Here is a 17,571-nt window from a genome sequence, read left to right as displayed (position 1 = left end):
GTCACGCTCCCGTACTGAGCTCGTGCACGGTATCGACCAGGCAGCGAACCCCGTCTACCGGCGTGTTCGGAAGGACGCCGTGCCCGAGATTGGCGATGTGACCCGGGCGTCCGTCGGCCTCCGCGAGCAGCGCACGCACCTTCTCTCGGATCACCGGGAAGGGCGCGAACAGAATCGCCGGGTCGAGATTTCCTTGCACGGCGTGGTCGTGTCCGATGCGGCGCCAACCCTCGGAGAGCGGAACGCGCCAGTCGAGGCCGATCACGTCACCGCCCCCTCGGGTCATCAACTCGAGCAGTCCCAGCGTTCCGGTGCCAAAGTGGATCACGGGAACGCTCTTCGGAAGCCGCGAGAAGAGGTTCTGCATGTGGGGCAGTACGGACGTTCGGTAGTCGTCCGGGCCGAGGTGGCCGACCCAGCTGTCGAAGATCTGCAGAGCCTGCGCGCCCGCGTCGACCTGTCCGCTCAGGTAGTCGACCGTGACGTCGACGAGCCGTGCCATGAGTTCGTTCCAGGCCTCGGGGTGCTCGAGGAGGAAGCGCTTCGTGGTGAGGTAGTTGCGCGAGCCGCCGCCTTCGATCGCGTAGGAGGCCAGGGTGAACGGCGCACCGGCAAAGCCGATGAGCGGCACCCGGTCGGCGAGCCCGCTGCGCACCTGGCGGATGGTCTCGTAGACGTAGGAGAGCGAGTCCTGAACGTCGGGCCGCGGCATCTTTGCGACCTGCTCGGGGCTCCGAATGGGGTTGGCGAGGGATGGCCCGTCGCCCGGCGAGAACTCGAGACCGAGGCCCAGCGGTTCCAGGATGAGCAGGATGTCGGCAAAGAGGATGGCCGCGTCGGTCCCGACGAGATCGATCGGCTGTATCGTGACCTCGGCCGCCGCCTCAGGTGTCTTGCACAGTTCGAGGAAGCTGAACCGCTGGCGGACGGCGCGGTATTCGGGCAGGTAGCGGCCGGCTTGGCGCATGATCCAGATTGGCGTGAACGGCGTCTTCTGGCGTCGGCAAGCGAGGAGGAATGGGGCGTCGGAGCTCATCGTTCCCATCCTAATCGGGCCGACTGGCTTTGGCACCTTCGGGCTTCACGAGCCGGGGCGGGCCTTGCCGGCGACCAGCGCAGCTGCTCGTTCGGCGATCGCGGCTACGAGGTAGCCGAGCTTCGGATGCTCCGGCTCGATCTCGGGCGTGATCCCCTTCTCTACAAGGGCCTCCGTCGCCGACGGGCCGATCGAGGCCACGACGGTGTTCTCTCGGAGGGCTCGCACGACCTCGTCGGCCGCTTCCCCCGCGACCTCGAGAAGGTGATCGAGCTGAACAGCGGTCGTGAAGACGACGACCTGCGCGTCGCCGCGGATCAGCCGCTCGATGGCGCCGTGCAGCGGCCCGAGGTCTTCTGGGAGGCCCCACCGATAGACGGGGATCGGGAGCGGGGTCGCGCCGCGGGCTTCGAGTCCGGCCGTGAGATGAGGATTCGTGCGGCCATACTCCTGGACGGCTACGCGCAGGCCCTCGACGGGGAAGCTCTTGTCGAGTTCGGCCAGGATCTCTCTCCACGTATTGGGCTCCGGCGCGCGGAGTCTGGCGGTCAGGCCGAGCTCGCGGAGCGCCGCGACGGGCTTCGGTCCGCGCGCGATCAGAGGGACGCTCCGGAGCAGCTCGATAAACTGCGGCTGCGGGCATCGGGACTCGACGGCTTCCACGAGCGCTCGCGTGCCGACTCCGGTCAGGAGGATGATCGCGCCGATGGTCCCCGACTGGAGCTCGTCGACAAGGCGGAGAGCCTCGGGGTTCTCGGAGAGCGGGATCTCCCGAAGCGCGGGCGCGGAGACCAAGGTTGCCTGGTGTCGTGCGAGTAGCCGCTCGAGCTCCACGGCTCTTCGCCGCTCGAACGCCACGATCGTCAGCCCTTCGAGCTTCCCCACGATGGACGCGACAGTACGTCCAGGTCGGGCGTTTCACAATGCGTGAGGCGAGCGAAGTGGTAGAGTCTAGAGACGCGATGAGAAGGATTCAGTGTCCACAGTGCGGCGCAGGGGTGATCTGGAAGGAGGCGAAATCCCGTCCCTTCTGTTCCGAGCGATGCCGATTGATCGATCTGGGTTCGTGGCTGGATGAGCGGTACGTCATTCCCGGAGAGCCGGGGGGCGTGCCCGACGACGATGGAGATGAATCCTCGTGACCTCGACGCTGATCCACCCGCGCGCGCTCGTCAGTCCCGAAGCCGAGCTTGCGGCGGACGTCTCGGTCGGGCCCTTCACCGTCATCGAAGCCGGTGTGCGGATCGGCGCCGGTACGAGAATTCAGGCGCAGTCCTACATCTGTAGCGGGACGACGCTGGGTCGAGACAACGTCGTCCACATGGGTGTGTTCCTCGGCAACGAGCCGCAGGATCTCGGCTACGACGGCGCGCCGACCGGTTTGACGATCGGGGACCGAAACGTCTTTCGCGAGGGATGTACGGTGCACCGGGGTACGGCTGCCGGCACGGAGACACGCATCGGCAGCGATTGTTTCTTCATGGCGAACACCCACGTTGCCCACAACTGCACGGTGGCGGATCACGTGATGCTCGCGAACGGTGCCCTCCTTGGTGGTCACGTCGAGGTGGGAGATCGTGCATTCGTATCTGGCAATGCGGTGGTTCATCAGCATACCCGCGTCGGGCGCCTCGCGATGCTACAGGGGCTGTGCGCGGCGAGCCGGGACGTCCCCCCCTTTTGTATCGCCGCGGACGTGAACACGTTGCGGGGAGTCAATGTGGTGGGGCTGCGGAGAGCGGGTCTCGAGCGGCCACGGATCATCGCAGTGAGGAAGGCCTACCGGGCCCTGTTCTTTGGGCGCCCGAACCTCGGCCGGGCGCGCGCGAAGCTGCAAAGCGAGCTCGAAGGGGAAGCTGGAACGACACCAGAGCTTGCACAACTGTTCGAGTTCCTGGATGGCGGACGCCATGGCTTCTGCTCTGCTGAACCGCGGGCGCGGGTCCAAGCGACCGAGCCTCCGCCGGACGATGGTTGAGCATTCTCCACTGAAATCTGAGAGTTCCCTGGAATTTCGAGATTTTTTGGTGACGCTGCCTCCACCGGGATTTTACGTTTGTCGGGGTCGATGCATCGGAAGACTCGAGTCACAGATCGGCTCAGTCGGACCCCAAAATTCCCGAGGAGAACGTGACGATGAAAGCCGGACCGGACAATCGAGGTGCCTGCGGGCGAAATTCCTTGCTTGTCTGGCCGGGAGACAGACAGGATCGAAAGCGAGAGAGGATTCCCTTCCCGAGCGCGGGTGCCGAGCGCGGTTGAGGTCGGTCATGAGCCGACCCGGAGCGCGGTAGGGAAGGCGCCGGAGCATGGATTCCTCGAAGCCGGGGGGCGATCTCGATGACACCGACGTCGTTGCACTCGTGCAGGGCGGAGATCGAGAAGCCTTCGGTATATTGGTTGCCAGGTATCAGAAGATGGTCTTCGCATTGGCCCAACGTATGACTGGGAGCCCGCAAGAGGCTCAGGACGTCGTGCAGACGTCCTTCCTGAACGCCTTCCGTCAGATCGGAAACTTCCGCGGCGAGGCGTCCTTCAAGACCTGGGTTTACGGCGTCGCGCTCAACGAATGCCGAATGCTCTACCGAAAGTCCGGCCGCACCGTTGGAATGGACTCGGTCGCGGAACCGGTTGCGCCGAAGACGGGCGGACACGCCTTGGATCGGCTCGTACTTGGGAAGATGGTCGGTCGCCTGCCGGAAAAGCAGAAAGCTGCAGTCGTTCTTCGGATCTGTGATGACCTGCCCTTCCGAGACATCGGCGAGATCCTCGGCACGTCGGAGGCGTCGGCGAAGGTGAACTACTTTCACGCCGTCAAGAAGCTTCGAGGGTGGGTGCTTCCCAACCCGGACGACGACGGAGCGGACTCGTGACCGAGCGCGCGGAGTGCCTAGTGGCAACCGAGCTTCTCCAGCGTCTGTGCGGCGACGAGGCTCGCGAGCCGACCGCCGAAGAAATGGAGAGGGCGTCCGCGCACCTCGAGTCGTGTCAGGAGTGTGGCCTTTGCGAGCCGGCATCGGCGCCCCTGCTCGAGGAGGTCCGCAATCTCGACGCCGCGTTGCCGACGGAGTCCGCCTTTGCGGCGAGTGCTGAGCAGATCATGGCGGCCGTTCGTGCCGAGCCGGAAGCCGGGTGGCTCACGGGCGGTCGATGGAAGGCCCGCGTCGGTGTGGCTGAATCGGGCCGTCGCCCCAGCGGTGTCTCGCGCGGGGCTCGTCCGGCGTCCCGCCGTCGGCGCCTGGTCGGCACCGTGGTGGCCCTCGCCGCCGGAATCGCGCTCATCTTGGTCGTTGGCCCGAGTCCCGACCGACCCCTGCCGCGCCTACAGGTCGCTCACGTCGACGTCGCACCGAAGATCGAGGTCGTATCGGTCGGAGACGTGGATCCCGCAGAACTCGCCGCTTCGCAGGATGCCTGGCTCCTCGCGAGTTACGACATCTTCGCTCTCGACATCGCCGACTCGGATTGGCAGGTGGAAGATCTGACCGACGATGAATTGGACGCCCTCGCGGGCGTGTTCGGCTCCGCGCCGAGTCTGGGTTGAGTTCCGTCCGATGAGGTTCCCGTTCATGAAACAGAAACTGAAAAAGGCTGGCGCCACACGGGGCGCTGCAACGGTACGATACCTTTTCGTCTGCGTACTGCTCGTGGGCCTCGGCTCCGCGGTCCTGACCGACGCGCAGGGTAGGCAGCCCAAGGATCCGAAGCGCAATCGCACCATGGTTGTCCTTCGAATCTCGGAGGAGCTCGACCTCGACGAGGACCAGACCCTTCGCCTGGCAAGCCAGTATCGGAAGTTCGACAAGCGCCGGCACGATCTGATCGGGCAGCGCGCGGTGACGGAAGTCGAACTCGATACCGCCCTCGGACGCAGCCCCCAGAATGAACCCGACATCCGAAAGCTCACCGATCAGTTCCTCGCGATCGACAAGGAGCTCGTTCTGATGCCGTACACCCTGTTCGAATCGATGCAGGACATGCTCAAGCTCAACACCGATCAACGCGCCCGTCTCGCGTTGCTCAAGATCAAGCTGCAGCGCAAGATCGGCCGTGAGCGCAGTCGCCGCGACGGGCGCAAGCCGAGCGGTGCTGCGCCGAGTCCCAAACCGGCCTTCTGAGCGGTCGTTCGGCGTGGCTCGCAGCCCCGTGGCGACGGCTCCCACGGATCGCCATACTCCAGCCCATGGTTTCGTGGATCTTTTTGGCGGTGAGCATCGTTGGTCTGGCGTTCACTCTGAGTGCGCGTTTCCGGTTCCGGCTGGGGCCGGCGCTGGTGCCCTATTTCTTTGCCGGGTGGCTCACGAGCGAACTGGCTCTGGTGCACCTGGCCTGGCAGGCCCTAGCTACGGTGCTGTTTGCCGCGGCCGGGGCCCTGGACTCCTGGCCGGGCATATTGGGTCTCTTTTTGACCTTCGGCTCGTGGTGGGGGCTCCTCGGAGTCCAGAGCAAAGCTGGCGAAGCGCGTGAGACCTTTGCCAAGGTCCTCGGCGAAGGGCTCGGCGCGGAGTTCGCGCGCCCGGAACCGGGGGCATCGCTCAGCCGCCTCGCGCGACCCTTCGGCTTCAAGGATTCCAGAGTCGAGCGGATTCGCGACATCGCATACGGCGAAGCGGGGAAGCGCAACCTCCTCGACGTCTATCGCCCGGCCTCGCGTCCTGAAGGCTGCCCCGTCCTCCTCCAGATCCACGGTGGCGCCTGGACCGTCGGACAGAAGGATCAACAGGGCTTGCCGCTCATGACGCATCTCGCCTCCAACGGGTGGGTTTGCTTCGCGCCGAACTATCGTCTCAGCCCCAAGGCGACCTGGCCCGACCATCTCGTGGATGTGAAGCGTGCACTCGCCTGGATTCGTGAGAACGGGGCCGAGTACGGCGCCGACCCGAATCTCGTCGTGGTCACGGGTGGATCCGCGGGGGGCCATCTCGCCGCAATGGTGGCGCTGTCCGAGAACGATCCGCAGTACCAACCCGGATTCGAACACGTGGATACCTCCGTCGCGGCCTGCGTACCGTTTTACGGTGTGTACGACTTCCTCGATCGCAACGGTGTTCGGGGCTCGAACTCAATGACCCCGTTTGCCGAACGCCTGGTGATGAAGTGCTCGCCCGTGGCGGAGCGAGACCGCTGGGAGGCGGCGAGCCCTGTATCGCTCATTCATGAGGATGCGCCGCCGTTCTTCGTCATCCATGGCACTCACGACTCGCTGGTCTTCGTCGAGGAGGCCCGGCTGTTCGTAGACAACCTTCAGCACGTCTCGAAGAACCCCGTATTGTACGCGGAGCTCGACGAAGCGCAGCATGCCTTCGAGATCTTCCACTCCGAGCGATCGACGCAGGCCGTGCGAGCGGTGACCGTGTTCGCGGAGGCCGTGCGCGCCGGCAAGATCAGCCGGCAGCAGCCGGGTGTGCGCCGAGCCGGCTGAGCGGACCCCTACTTCGCGGCCGCCACGCGCGACTGCGGTTCTTCGACGACCGCTGCGGGCTCTTTGGGGGCGGGCGCGGCCGCGCGGAGTTCCTCGAACGCCGCCTGGACCGCCTCGACGAAGCGTCGCATGTCGGCCAGCCGCTCGTATTCTCCGTTGAACCCCCAGCAGAGCCGCCCGTCGTAGCTGAACAGTGCGATTCCGAGGCCCGTATTCTCGAGCAGGGGCACGAGAGGGAAGGCCTCGAGGAGCCGAGCGCCGAGTAGATACAGCGGAATCTGCGGCCCGGGGACGTTCGTCACGATCATGTTGATGGGGCCCGACGCCGCGCGCGCCCCGAGCGAGAGCACGACCGAAGGCGTCCACTCGGCCATCGCCATCATCATCTCGACGCCGAGCGCCTGGTTCGAGGCCTTGAGATCCTGGGTGATGGCGTGAATTCCGCGAAGGCGGTCCAGCGGGTCGGACAGGTCGATGGGCAGCCTCACGATCCATGACGATACGTGGTTGCCCATCTTGCCGCGGTCTTCTTCGCGGCGGACGCTCACGGGCGCGGAGACACGGAAATCGATCCGTTCCGGGTCGACCCGACGATGGATCAGGAAGGTCCGCACGGCGCCGCTGACGGTCGCGAGGATCACGTCGTTCACGGTGCAGTGAAGGCGCTTGCTGAGGGCCTTCACGTCGTCGAGAGGCATGGTCAGCCAATCGAACCGCCGGTGGGGGCCGAGCTTCCCGTTCATCGGGGTGTCGGATGCCCCCTTCACGACCCAGCCCGCGAGCTCGCGCAGCGCGTCGATGCGTACGCGGAGCTCGTCGCGGAGGTCAGCGCTGGCGTTGGCGAATTCCTGGAGACCGTGGACAGCTTCAATCGGGGCGCTCAGAGCACGGCCGACCGAGTCCCGCAGAAGTTCGTAGCCGGTCGGAACGGGCCGTGGGATGTACGCCACCGGCTTCGGGGTATCGGTCTGGGGAACCGGGGAGAGGAGGATGTGCGCCAGATCGACACCGGAGCTGCCGTCCATCATGCAGTGGTGCATCTTGCTCACGATGGCGAAACGGTCTCCGCCCTCGAGGCCTTCGACGACCCACGACTCCCACAGCGGGCGTGTGCGATCGAGCGGCTGCGACATGATGCGCGCGGCCAGGTGCTTCAGCTGCTCGGTATCGCCCGGCCGCGGTAGGCTCGTGTGGCGGATGTGGTAGCCGAGATTGAACTCCGCATCGTCGACCCACACCGGCCGTCCTTCGACCGGCGTCCACGCGAGACGTTGTCGGTAGCGCGGGATGAGGTGCAGGACGGACTCGGTGGCCTTGCGGATCGCCCGGATGTTGACGCCTCCGCTCTCAGTACGCATAGGGCCCGCTTCGAAGATCTGCACGGAGGCGACGTGCATGTGCACGCCACCCTTTTCGAACGTCAGGAAGGAGTAATCCTGCGCGGACAAGCGATCATAATTGTAAGACGACATCGATCTCCCTCCAGAACCCGAGCCTTGGCAAGTCAACATACGTCCACGGCCGATTCAACGAAATAGCGTCGGCGAATTGTCAAGCTAATGCAATCCCGACGCCCTTTGGGCTGAACTGGCTGGTCGTTTCATCGCCCCCGCGGTACAAAGTGCGTCATGGGCAGTGACGCTAACGAATTGCGGTTGTTCCCTCGGCCACGAAGCTTGGAGACGACGGGGGAAGGTTGTTCCGCGGACGCATTCGCGCCACGTTTCGAGGTCGATGTCCGGATGGAAGCGGAGGCGTACTCGCTTTCGATCTCGGCGGCTGGCGTCGATATCCGGCACGCCGATGAAAACGGGAAGCGTTATGCGCTTCAGACACTCGACCAGATCCGTGCCCATGGCGGAGCGTTGCTCCCGGGCCTCGTGGTCCGAGACAGCCCGGACTTCCCGGTCCGCGGATACATGCTCGACGTCAGTCGCGATCGGGTCCCGACCCGAGCCACGCTGGAACGTATCGTGGGGCTGCTCAGCCGCGTTCGCATCAATCACCTACAGCTCTACACCGAGCACACTTTCGCCTACGGGCAGCACGAGGTGGTCTGGCGCGATGCCTCGCCGATCACTGCGCAAGACGTCCGCTGGTTGGACGAGTGCTGTTCGAGCCACGGAATCGAGCTGGTTGCGAACCAGAATGCGTTCGGACACATGGAGCGCTGGTTGAAGCACGACGAGTATCGAGGGCTGGCCGAAGCCCCCGAAGGCTGGCAGACCCGCTTTGGCCGGACCCAATCTCCGGGCGTATTGGCGCCCACGGATGAGAGCCTGGCGTTCGTCGACGGCCTGTTTGCCGAGCTCCTCCGCGAGTTTACGAGCGACACCGTCAACGTGAACTGCGACGAGACGTTCGAGCTCGGCCGCGGGGCCTCGAGTGCGGAAGTCGCGAATCGCGGCAGGGGCGCCGTGTACGTCGATTTCCTGAATCGGATTCTTGCGTCCGTTCACGGTCGCGGAAAGAAGGCCCTCTTCTGGGGGGACATCGTGCGCGATGCTCCGGAGTTCATCGCGAAGATCCCCCAGACCAATACGACGGCGCTCGCGTGGCACTACGAGGCGCCGACGGATCCCGACAAGCTGCCTTCCGAACTGTTCGAAATGCTCGGCGACTTCGGGATCACCCGCGAGGTGATGCGGGGTTTCGTCGGGCACGTGCCTCCGTTCGCAGAGGCCGGATTCCCGTTTTGGGTTTGCCCGGGGACCTCGAGCTGGAACTCGCTCGTCGGGCGCCTTCCCAATGCCCGCGGGAACCTACTCGATGCCGCGGAGGAGGGGCTTGCGAACGGTGCGTGCGGCTATCTGATCACCGACTGGGGAGACAGCGGCCACCTTCAGCCCCCGTCGGTGAGCTTCCCGCCGATCGCCTACGGCGGTGCGGTGAGTTGGTGCACGGAAACGAATCGCGATGTCGAGACCTCCGCGTTCCTCGACTCCGAGATCTTTCTCGACGGCACGGGCTGCCTCGCCGGTGCCCTCGAGGCCGCGGGCGGTCTGTCGGCGAAGACCGGCGTCGAGCCGATGAACGGGAGCGTGCTCCACTACCAACTGCTGGGCGGAGGCCTCTCGTTCCTCGCGCGCCTCATGGGGAGTCCGAGCGAGAAGGGCCTCACCGCCGTCGTCGAGGAGCTCGACGAGATCATGGCGACGATCGCCGCTGCAGAGCCTCGCGGGGTGGATGGTGAGATCGTTCAGCGCGAGCTCATCGCGGCGGCGCGGCTCGCGCGCCACGGCGCTTGGCGGAGTGCGCGCCAGACCGGCTTCGACGCCCCGCCGGTCGCCGAATTGCGAACCGACCTTGCAGAGGCAATCGACCTGCAGCGCAGCGCGTGGCTCGAGCGCAGCCGCCCGGGCGGGCTGCGTGAGTCCCTTGGGCGGCTGGAGGGGACTCTCGCCGAATACGGCGAGTAGGAGCCTGCCCCGTCTTAGGTCAGGCTCCTACGCTCGGTTCAGGCGGGCGTCACCTCAACCGGAATTCCGTTTACGATCGCGTTCCCCGATGGCACGTCGATCAGGTCACCAGGTGCAAGTAGGTTGTTGTTCACCCCGGCGTGTCGGGCCGCGACGTCCATTTGAATGCCGCTGCGGTCGTGGCCCCACCCGTGCGGGAGACAAACGACTCCCGGCATCATCTCGTCGCTGACCTCCACCGGTGCCTCGATCGATCCGGCCTTGGACGACACGCGCGCCTGGTCGCCTTCGGCCACGCCGGCGCGGGCGGCATCGTCGGGGTGGATCAGGAGAGTGCAGCGGTCGCGGCCCCGAACGAGCTTCTCGAGATTGTGCATCCAAGAGTTGTTGGACCGAAGGTGGCGGCGGCTCACGAGGACCAGCCCATGGTCCTCGCGGGCGAGCCGCTCCTCGAGTCGCGGTAGGTCGCCGGTGATGTACGCAGGCGCGAGCTCGATCTTCCCCGATGGCGTTCGGAGGATCTCCTCGACCCTTGGCTCGAGCGCGCCCATGTCGATGCCGTGCGGTTGGTCTCGAACCTTCGCCAGGGTGAGCCCGTCGGGATTCCGCCCGTAGAGATCCCCAAAGGGTCCCGAGCGGATCGAGAAGTCGAGCAAGCGGTCGGGACCGTTCCCGTCGGTCATGGCGACGATCTCGTTTGCATCGCGGCCGGCGATCCTCGACTTCTCGTTCGCGGCGACGACGCCGACCAGGCCGCCGAAATAGAGATCGTCCAGGACGTGCGGATCGACCTCGGCGGGTTTCGCCCCCGAGATCACGGCGGCGAGTTTGAGCAGCGTCTCCCACTCGGCAAGGCGCCCCGGTTCAGGTGGGAAGATCGCACCCGAGTAGTTCGCGGCATTCCGGACCGCCCACGCCCAAAGGAGCTCGTCGTAGTGCGGCTGCTCGAACGGTGAGAGCCCCGGGAGGATCACGTCGGCGTGTCGGGTCGTCTCGTTCAGGTAGTTGTCGACGGACACCATGCAGTCGAGCTGAGGCAGGGCGGCGTCGAGCTTGCCCGCGTCGGGCGCGCTGATCACGGGGTTTCCGGCGATCGTGATCAAGGCTCGGATCTGCCCTTCGCCCGGGGTGGCGATCTCCTCGGCGAGGCACGACACCGGGAATTGGCCAAGCACTTCGGGGGCACCGCGCACGCGGCTCTTCCACCGGCCGAACTCGAAGCCGGGCGGTTGGTCGGGTGGATGCAGGCTTGTGAGTGACCAGGCGACCGGGTTCGAGAACATTGCACCGCCGGGGCGATCGAAGTTGCCCGTGAGGATGTTCACGACGTCGACGAGCCAAGAGGCGAGTGTGCCGAACTCCTGGTTGCAGGTTCCGATCCTGCCGTAGACGGCGGCCGTCTTCGCCTGGGCGAGGTCGCGCGCGAGTCCGTAGATCGCTTCGGCGGAGATCGAACAGGTCGCTGCGACGCGTTCGGGTGTGAACGGACGACAGAGGCGCTCGACGTCGTCCAGGCCGGCGGTGAGGGGCGCGAGTCGCCCGAGGTCGACGAGTCCTTCGGCGAAAAGCACATTCACGATGGCCGCGAGCAACGCCGCGTCGGTTCCGGGTCGGATCGGGATCCACTCGTCCGCGTGGTCCGCGGTCCCGGTTCGCCGGGGGTCGATCACGACGATCTTGCCTCCGCGCTCTCGAATCGCGTCCATGCGCCCGAGCACGTCCGCGGCGGCGAGCAGGCTCCCTTGAGAGGCGCTCGGGTTCGCTCCCATAACCAGGAAGAAGTCGGTGCGATCGATGTCGGGCACCGGGATGCTCCACATGCCGCCGTACATGAGAGCGCTCGAAACGTTCTTCGGCCACTGGTCGACGGTGCCTGCCGAGTAGATGATGGGCAGGGTCGACATCGGCATGAAGGCGCCGACGTAGCGCGAGAGCGAGAAGTTGTGCGCGGTCGGATTCCCGATGTACGCCGTGACGGCGCCGATCCCGTGCTTCTCGATCACCGGATGGAGGCGTTCGGCGATGGTCTCGAACGCCTCGTCCCACCCGACCTCCTTCCAGTCGTCACCGTTGCGGACGAGCGGTGCGCGGAGTCGATCGGGATCGTGGTGAAGATCGCCGAGGACGGGGCCCTTCGGGCAGACGTATCCTCGACTCCAAACGTCGTCCTTGTCGGGGCGAATTCCCGTGACTTGGTCGCCCTCGACCGTGACTTCGAGACCGCACATGGCCTCGCACAGAGGGCAGGTGCGGAGGTGCGTGACGGGTGAGGTGCTCATCCTGCGACATTCGCGCGCAGTGTGAGCCGTGGTCAAGCCGGTTACCTCAGGGGGCTGTCGTGAAGGCAGCGAAGAGCGCCCACGATCCCATCAGGTGGACCAGCGATTAGGTGACCGACAGCACCCATTTTTCGTTCGCTTCCATGACGACCTCTTTCTTGGCTGGCGGCCCGCGCGAAGCGTCGATGGAACCGAGCTTCTTCTGGGCGCCTTCGAGCGCGGGGATCCACGATTCGACGAGGTTCGCATTGTAGCCCCGTCGGAAGAAGCGCTCGTTCGTGTCGGTGCGCTCGGCGAGCCGGTCAGAGGTGGTCGGCTGACCGCAGGCCATCGCCCGGTACAGGCCGAGCTTGCCGCCGATGACAACCAGTGACGTGGTCAGGGCCGCGCCCAGGTCGCCCATCGCCTTGCCTCCGAACTCGTGAACCTTCTCTTCGTTGATTTCCATTGTGCTTCCCCCTTCGTTTTCCGGGTGGGCCGGGGTGGTTGATTGATTGTGGGAACCTCCGTCTGCGCCCGACGCGGAGGGGCCCGCTCGGATCCGCGATGCGCTCCGGCGCAGCGAGCTCTTCCGCGCGCTCCGGGCGATTCTCCTTCGTGCGGCCGAAACGCGCCCCCTCATCTTCGTCGTCGAGGACCTGCACTGGGTGGATCCCGCGTCCGAGGAGTTTCTCCAGTTCCTTGCCGAGTTGATTCCCGCGAGTCTCCTCGCGGAACGTCGCCGATCGCTTCATCGAACGATCGGGGCGGCGATCGAAGAACTGTACGCGGATCGGCTCGCGGAACACTTCGAGGTACTCGCACATCACTTCGCCCGCAGGGCAGAGTGGAGCAAGGCGCTGGGCATCGCCGAGTGACTCGGGGACTTGGCCTCGATCGGAACCGTCATCCAGATGTACCAGCTCCTCGGAACGACCGCGTTCTACATGAGCGAGTTTTCAATTTCTGCGCGCGCCTTCCAAGGCGCCGCGGCTGCCGCGGTCGACCTCCCCGAGGGGCGGGGCACGGTCCTCGGTCTCGCCGGTCTCGCGCACTTGTGGGCGCACGAGTACGCGGCGTGCATTCACACGATCGACGTGACGAAGGCGCCTGCGCGTGAACACGACGTGAACCTGTCGCGCAACCATCTGGAACTCGGCGATGTCGAGCGCGCGATTGGCCACCTGGAGCCTGTGGAGGCCGAACTCCGTCGGACGGGCGACCCCTGGATGCGCTGGCGAAGCTGGAGCGCTTGGACGAGGCCGAGGAGGCGCTCCGACTCGGCCTCGGATTGGCCGAGAGGATTTCGTATCCGCGTGGCGCGTGGCAGGTGCACGGCGCACTGGCCGATCTCGCTCTTCGTCGCGGCGACCGTGCGGAGCACGAGCGGCACGGCACGCGAAAGGAGGCGTTGCTCAAGCGTGCGGTCGACTCACTTGAGGATGACGACCTTCGGAGTCGCCTGCGCGCGTGCGCCGCGGCGGCCTGAATTCCGCTTTGGGGGGCGCACCAGCGGCCAATGCATGGTAGGGATCACTGGGAACCGGCAGAGTTTTGCAAAAAGTCGGAGTTAGGACGGTGCTTTGAAGAGATCTAGGCAAGGATTCCTGAAGAGGCAGAAGGAACTCGCGCGGCAGCAGAAGCGTCGCATAAAGGAAGAGAAAAAGGCCGGCAAAAAGGACGGAGTAGAAGTCGATCCGGAAGCCGCCGAGGATGACGAAGGACTCGACGGGCCGGAAGGTTTGGATTTCCATGCCGCGGACGGGGTTCTCGCCGATACCGTCGACGCAGTCATTCCGGGGGAAACTACGGTAGACGAGCCGGAAGACGCCTCCGAGGCGAAGAACGAGCCTTAGAAGCGCTCTCCCCGACCACAGCTGCCGGCTTGCCGGACGGCTGTAGGATGCGGGGGCCAGTCCACGCCCTCCCGAGTTCGATCTTGGGGGGGCGTCTCATTTGGTGCCGTCGTCTCGAGCGGTGATCAGCTCGTGCCGGGTTCCCGGACCCAGCGCTCGAGCATCTGTGAGAACTGCTGCGCCCGGACGGGTTTGCCCAGGAAGTCGTCCATCCCCGCTGCGAAGCAGCGCTGGCGGTCCTCTTCGAGATGGCAGGCGGTGAAGGCGACGATCACCGTGTGACAGAACCCACCCTCGCGCTTGCGGATCTCGCGGGTGGCCTCGATGCCGTCCATCTCCGGCATGTGTTGGTCCATGAAGACCACGTCAAACGACCGCGAACCGAGGACGTCGAGCGCCTCTCGGCCATCGCAGGCGATCTCGACGGCGACGCCGAGCCGCTCGAGCAGCCGCTGAGCGATCAACCGATTCATCTGGTTGTCGTCGACGACGAGTGCCCGAATTGGTCCCGGTAGTGGTTCCATCCCGTGGCTGATCATCGGCACTTTCGTACCCGCTCTTTAGACCCAAGCATCTGGCGTTTCGTTCCCTATGTGTTCCGCGACAGGAGCCGTCGATTTAGGGTCGCTTCCTCGAGTAGACATTTGAGACGTTCGAACTTGTCCACAAAGATTGAGGAGAAAACCGACGAGCTTGTGGAGTTTCCGGGTCCAGCCGATCCGCGCGCCGGGTTCGCGGCTCTTCTCGCGCCGCATGATCGACCCGCACTAGCCCCGACCGCGGTTTGGTCTTCGCGCCGCCATCGGCGATAAGGCGGGACCGTGGGATTGGACGAGTGGGTCGATGAGGCGCTGGGGCCGGTCGCGGACGCGTTGACCGCTGCCGTCTTCGTTTCGTTCGAGTTGGGGGGAGCCGCTGTCCCGCTCATCGTGCTTTGGCTGGTGGCGGCTGGTGTGTTCTTCACCGTCTACCTGCGGGCCATCAATTTTCGAGGGTTCAGGGAGGCCGTGCGGATCGTCGCCGGGAAGGGCTCCCAGGAATCCGAGAGCGGCGAGATCAGCGCGTACGCCGCCTTGTCGACGGCCATCTCCGGAACGGTCGGGATCGGAAACATAGGCGGTGTGGCCATCGCGTTGTCGCTCGGAGGGCCGGGAGCGACTTTCTGGATGATCGCTGCCGGCTTCCTCGGGATGGCGACTAAGTGTGCGGAGTGCACGCTGGGAGTCAAGTACCGTACCCATCACGAGGATGGGAGCGTTTCCGGCGGGCCGATGTACACGCTGGCCCGCGGATTCAGTGCGCGAGGGTTCGCCGGTCTCGGGCGCGCATTGGGAGGCTTCTATGCGCTCGCGATGGTGATCGGCTGCCTTGGCATCGGCAACATGTTCCAGTCCAATCAGGCCTACCAGCAGTTCGTAGTGGTGACCGGAGGGGACAGCAGCTTCTTCGAGAACAATGCAGGCTTGTTCGGCGTGTTGCTCGCGTCGGCGGTCGGGCTGGTCATCCTCGGTGGCATTCGGTCGATCGCGCGGGTGGCCGAGCGGCTCGTCCCGCTCATGGCGGCGCTCTATCTCCTCGGTGGTTTGCTCGTAATTGCGATGAATCTCTCCGCGCTGCCCGGCGCGGTAGTCGCGATCTTCGCGGGGGCGTTCTCGCCGGAGGGCATTGCCGGTGGCGTCGTCGGTGTGATGATCCTCGGGTTCCAGCGGGCGGCTTTCTCGAACGAGGCCGGGCTCGGCTCGGCTGCCATCGCCCACTCTGCAGTCCGCACGCATCATCCGGCGACGGAGGGCCTCGTCGCGTTGCTCGAACCGTTCATCGACACGGTCGTGATCTGCACCGTCACGGCCTTGGTGATCTTGACGACCATTTACGAGCCGGGCCTGGCGGAGAAGGGTCTCGAGGGTGTCGAGATCACATCGGCGGCGTTCGCGAGCACGCTGCCTTGGTCCCCGGTCCTGGTGGCGCTGGCGGCGCTGTTGTTCGCGTTCACGACCATGATCAGCTGGTCGTACTACGGACTGAAGGGATGGACCTATCTCGTGGGCGAGCGGCCCTGGGCCGTCCGCGCCTTTCAGCTCGTCTTCTGCGGCTTTATCGTTCTCGGCTGTTTGCTCGAACTCGACGCTGTTCTGCGGCTCTCGGACGCGCTGATTTTCGTCGTGGCGCTTCCGAACGTCGTTGGCCTGTATGTGATGGCACCCGAGGTGCGTGCGCTCCTCGACGAGTATCTGGCGGACTCCGAGTAGAGCTCCGTGGCAAGACTGGTCTTCACCACGATCGGCAGCGCGGGGGATCTCTTTCCGCTCTTGCCGGTCGGGCGAGAGCTGCGGGATCGAGGGCACGAGGTCCTCTTCGCCGCCAACCCGTGGTTTCGTTCCGCGGTGGAGCGCGAGGCGTTCCCATTCCATCCCACGGGCCCGCACTTGGGGCCCGAGGAGTACGCGATCCGCCCGGAGATCTTCGAGCCCACCCGCGGAGGGTTTCCGGCGCTCCAGGCGCTGATGAAGCACTTCATCCTGCCCCACTTGCCGACCGTCGTGCGAGATCTGCGCACGGCGGCGGAGGGAGCCGATCTTCTTCTGACGCACCCCGCGCAGCTCGCAGCCCCGATGGTCGCAGAGCTGACGGGAGTCCGCTGGGGCACCCTCTCCGTCTTCCCGGGGAACATCCCGAGCCGTTGTACGGTACCGCAGGGGGCGCTTCTGTCCGCGATGGGTGGCGCCGTCGGAAGGATCGCGAACGGAGTGGCCTGGGCGGCCGCGCGTGCGGCGATGCGCTTCTCGTTCGATCGGGATCTGAACAGGGTTCGCGACGAGTTCGGCCTCGCCCGCGGACGCGATCTGTTTCTGCTCTCCGGCCTCTCGGCGCAGCAGGTGCTCGTCCTTTGTCCACCCGAGTACTGCGAACCGCCCGCCGATTGGGCGCCGTCGGTACGCTGTACGGGCTATACGCTCTTCGATACCCCTCGAAATTGGAGAGATCCTCCCGAGCTGCAGGCGTTTCTCGACGATGGGCCGCCGCCGGTTCTGGTGTCGCTTGGAACGAGCGCCGCGATGGATGCCGGGTCGTTCGTTGCTGTTGTCGAGTCGGCCCTTGACGAACTCGGTCTCCGTGGGCTCTTCCTCGTCGGACAGGAGTCGAACCTCCCGACCGGCCACTCGTCGTGCCACGCCCATTTCGCGTACGTTCCGCTCTCTCGCGTTCTGGGTTGGAGTGCCGTGGCCCTCCACCCGGGGGGCTTCGGGACGGTCGCGCAGGTCGTGACGGCCGGAGTCCCGTCGGTCGTGGTCCCGCGCGCGTTCGATCAGGCGTACCACGGAGCCCGGATCGAGGCGCTCGGGCTGGGGCGTACCGTCCCCTGGGCCCGCCTCCGCGCGGGTCGGCTCGTGGCGGCGCTCCGCGATGTCCAGGAGGACGTGGGGTTGCGACCCAGATGCCGAGAGTTCGCGGAGAGCCTGCGGGGCGGCAACGGTGTGAAGGTCGCGTGCGACCGGATCGAAGAGCGCCTTCGAGAGCGAGCCTAGGAACGCCCACGCGGGCGCTCTATGCTCCTGCTGAATGGCCGACGAAGTTCAGT

19 protein-coding genes are annotated in these 17,571 nt (G+C 65.6%); 12 read left to right on the top strand and 7 right to left on the bottom strand.

The window, feature by feature from the left end:
- Position 1: 1 nt before the first annotated feature.
- Both hemE and P8R42_25365 read right to left on the bottom strand, forming a co-directional pair.
- Complete coding sequence (hemE, locus tag P8R42_25370; protein MDG2307922.1) at positions 2-1,036, bottom strand: uroporphyrinogen decarboxylase; 1,035 nt, start codon at positions 1,034-1,036, stop codon at positions 2-4.
- Positions 1,037-1,081: 45 nt separating this feature from the next.
- Positions 1,082-1,921 (bottom strand): uroporphyrinogen-III synthase, encoded by an 840-nt coding sequence (locus tag P8R42_25365; GenBank protein ID MDG2307921.1) that lies wholly within the window; start codon positions 1,919-1,921, stop codon positions 1,082-1,084.
- 77 nt (positions 1,922-1,998) lie between these two features.
- Between P8R42_25365 and P8R42_25360 the strand changes: the two genes are divergently transcribed.
- The 6 genes from P8R42_25360 to P8R42_25335 all read left to right on the top strand — a co-directional run bounded on the left by P8R42_25360 (position 1,999) and on the right by P8R42_25335 (position 6,458).
- Positions 1,999-2,178 carry a DNA gyrase inhibitor YacG gene (locus P8R42_25360; GenBank protein ID MDG2307920.1) on the top strand — a complete coding sequence of 60 codons (180 nt, stop codon included), beginning with the start codon at positions 1,999-2,001 and terminating at the stop codon, positions 2,176-2,178.
- Positions 2,175-3,014: an acyl-ACP--UDP-N-acetylglucosamine O-acyltransferase gene (gene lpxA, locus P8R42_25355; GenBank protein ID MDG2307919.1), complete on the top strand. Its 840-nt coding sequence runs from the start codon at positions 2,175-2,177 to the stop codon at positions 3,012-3,014. The genes P8R42_25360 and lpxA overlap by 4 nt, the downstream gene beginning before the upstream one ends.
- A 331-nt stretch (positions 3,015-3,345) precedes the next feature.
- Positions 3,346-3,909 carry a sigma-70 family RNA polymerase sigma factor gene (locus P8R42_25350; protein MDG2307918.1) on the top strand — a complete coding sequence of 188 codons (564 nt, stop codon included), beginning with the start codon at positions 3,346-3,348 and terminating at the stop codon, positions 3,907-3,909.
- The gene (locus tag P8R42_25345; protein ID MDG2307917.1) at positions 3,906-4,580 is read left to right on the top strand and encodes a hypothetical protein; all 675 of its coding nucleotides are present in this window, start codon (positions 3,906-3,908) and stop codon (positions 4,578-4,580) included. The genes P8R42_25350 and P8R42_25345 overlap by 4 nt, the downstream gene beginning before the upstream one ends.
- Positions 4,581-4,605: 25 nt before the next feature.
- Positions 4,606-5,154 (top strand): hypothetical protein, encoded by a 549-nt coding sequence (locus P8R42_25340; GenBank protein MDG2307916.1) that lies wholly within the window; start codon positions 4,606-4,608, stop codon positions 5,152-5,154.
- Positions 5,155-5,219: 65 nt separating this feature from the next.
- The gene (locus tag P8R42_25335; protein ID MDG2307915.1) at positions 5,220-6,458 is read left to right on the top strand and encodes an alpha/beta hydrolase; all 1,239 of its coding nucleotides are present in this window, start codon (positions 5,220-5,222) and stop codon (positions 6,456-6,458) included.
- 8 nt (positions 6,459-6,466) lie between these two features.
- Here the strand turns inward: P8R42_25335 and P8R42_25330 are convergent, their stop codons facing one another.
- The gene (locus P8R42_25330; protein ID MDG2307914.1) at positions 6,467-7,930 is read right to left on the bottom strand and encodes a wax ester/triacylglycerol synthase family O-acyltransferase; all 1,464 of its coding nucleotides are present in this window, start codon (positions 7,928-7,930) and stop codon (positions 6,467-6,469) included.
- Positions 7,931-8,086: 156 nt separating this feature from the next.
- On the opposite strand from P8R42_25330, the gene P8R42_25325 reads away from it, so the two are divergent.
- Positions 8,087-9,877: a family 20 glycosylhydrolase gene (locus P8R42_25325; protein MDG2307913.1), complete on the top strand. Its 1,791-nt coding sequence runs from the start codon at positions 8,087-8,089 to the stop codon at positions 9,875-9,877.
- 38 nt (positions 9,878-9,915) lie between these two features.
- Here P8R42_25325 and P8R42_25320 read toward each other — a convergent pair whose 3' ends face one another.
- Together P8R42_25320 and P8R42_25315 are read right to left on the bottom strand one after the other, a co-directional pair.
- Complete coding sequence (locus tag P8R42_25320) at positions 9,916-12,156, bottom strand: molybdopterin oxidoreductase family protein (GenBank protein MDG2307912.1); 2,241 nt, start codon at positions 12,154-12,156, stop codon at positions 9,916-9,918.
- 106 nt (positions 12,157-12,262) lie between these two features.
- Positions 12,263-12,604: a hypothetical protein gene (locus P8R42_25315; GenBank protein ID MDG2307911.1), complete on the bottom strand. Its 342-nt coding sequence runs from the start codon at positions 12,602-12,604 to the stop codon at positions 12,263-12,265.
- Between the two features lie 46 nt (positions 12,605-12,650).
- Between P8R42_25315 and P8R42_25310 the strand changes: the two genes are divergently transcribed.
- The gene (locus P8R42_25310) at positions 12,651-13,013 is read left to right on the top strand and encodes an AAA family ATPase (protein ID MDG2307910.1); all 363 of its coding nucleotides are present in this window, start codon (positions 12,651-12,653) and stop codon (positions 13,011-13,013) included.
- A gap of 81 nt (positions 13,014-13,094) precedes the next feature.
- Here P8R42_25310 and P8R42_25305 read toward each other — a convergent pair whose 3' ends face one another.
- Positions 13,095-13,319, bottom strand: a complete 225-nt coding sequence (locus P8R42_25305; protein ID MDG2307909.1) for a hypothetical protein — start codon at positions 13,317-13,319, stop codon at positions 13,095-13,097.
- A gap of 68 nt (positions 13,320-13,387) precedes the next feature.
- Between P8R42_25305 and P8R42_25300 the strand changes: the two genes are divergently transcribed.
- Positions 13,388-13,624, top strand: a complete 237-nt coding sequence (locus tag P8R42_25300; protein MDG2307908.1) for a hypothetical protein — start codon at positions 13,388-13,390, stop codon at positions 13,622-13,624.
- Between the two features lie 94 nt (positions 13,625-13,718).
- Positions 13,719-13,991 (top strand): hypothetical protein, encoded by a 273-nt coding sequence (locus P8R42_25295; GenBank protein MDG2307907.1) that lies wholly within the window; start codon positions 13,719-13,721, stop codon positions 13,989-13,991.
- Between the two features lie 125 nt (positions 13,992-14,116).
- Here the strand turns inward: P8R42_25295 and P8R42_25290 are convergent, their stop codons facing one another.
- Positions 14,117-14,515, bottom strand: coding sequence for a response regulator (locus tag P8R42_25290; protein MDG2307906.1), 399 nt, complete (start codon positions 14,513-14,515; stop codon positions 14,117-14,119).
- Between the two features lie 297 nt (positions 14,516-14,812).
- Here P8R42_25290 and P8R42_25285 point away from each other — a divergent pair, with 297 nt between their 5' ends.
- Complete coding sequence (locus P8R42_25285; GenBank protein MDG2307905.1) at positions 14,813-16,240, top strand: alanine/glycine:cation symporter family protein; 1,428 nt, start codon at positions 14,813-14,815, stop codon at positions 16,238-16,240.
- A gap of 6 nt (positions 16,241-16,246) precedes the next feature.
- On the top strand, positions 16,247-17,518 hold the full coding sequence (locus P8R42_25280) for a glycosyltransferase (protein ID MDG2307904.1): 1,272 nt from the start codon (positions 16,247-16,249) through the stop codon (positions 17,516-17,518).
- Positions 17,519-17,571 lie beyond the last annotated feature (53 nt).

It is taken from the genome of Candidatus Binatia bacterium (assembly GCA_029243485.1).
Classification (GTDB): domain Bacteria; phylum Desulfobacterota; class Binatia; order UBA12015; family UBA12015; genus VGTG01.
The sequence above is the reverse complement of the archived record's forward strand: the minus strand, read 5'-3'. Positions and strand labels throughout refer to the sequence as shown.

What these genes read in the sequence shown, in the direction of transcription:
- hemE (MDG2307922.1), bottom strand. Translation starts at nt 1,036, where the DNA reads ATGAGCTCCGACGCCCCATTCCTCCTCGCTTGCCGACGCCAGAAGACG.
- P8R42_25360 (MDG2307920.1), top strand. Translation starts at nt 1,999, where the DNA reads ATGAGAAGGATTCAGTGTCCACAGTGCGGCGCAGGGGTGATCTGGAAG.
- P8R42_25350 (MDG2307918.1), top strand. Translation starts at nt 3,346, where the DNA reads ATGGATTCCTCGAAGCCGGGGGGCGATCTCGATGACACCGACGTCGTT.
- P8R42_25340 (MDG2307916.1), top strand. Translation starts at nt 4,606, where the DNA reads ATGAAACAGAAACTGAAAAAGGCTGGCGCCACACGGGGCGCTGCAACG.
- P8R42_25335 (MDG2307915.1), top strand. Translation starts at nt 5,220, where the DNA reads ATGGTTTCGTGGATCTTTTTGGCGGTGAGCATCGTTGGTCTGGCGTTC.
- P8R42_25330 (MDG2307914.1), bottom strand. Translation starts at nt 7,930, where the DNA reads ATGTCGTCTTACAATTATGATCGCTTGTCCGCGCAGGATTACTCCTTC.
- P8R42_25325 (MDG2307913.1), top strand. Translation starts at nt 8,087, where the DNA reads ATGGGCAGTGACGCTAACGAATTGCGGTTGTTCCCTCGGCCACGAAGC.
- P8R42_25320 (MDG2307912.1), bottom strand. Translation starts at nt 12,156, where the DNA reads ATGAGCACCTCACCCGTCACGCACCTCCGCACCTGCCCTCTGTGCGAG.
- P8R42_25315 (MDG2307911.1), bottom strand. Translation starts at nt 12,604, where the DNA reads ATGGAAATCAACGAAGAGAAGGTTCACGAGTTCGGAGGCAAGGCGATG.
- P8R42_25290 (MDG2307906.1), bottom strand. Translation starts at nt 14,515, where the DNA reads ATGGAACCACTACCGGGACCAATTCGGGCACTCGTCGTCGACGACAAC.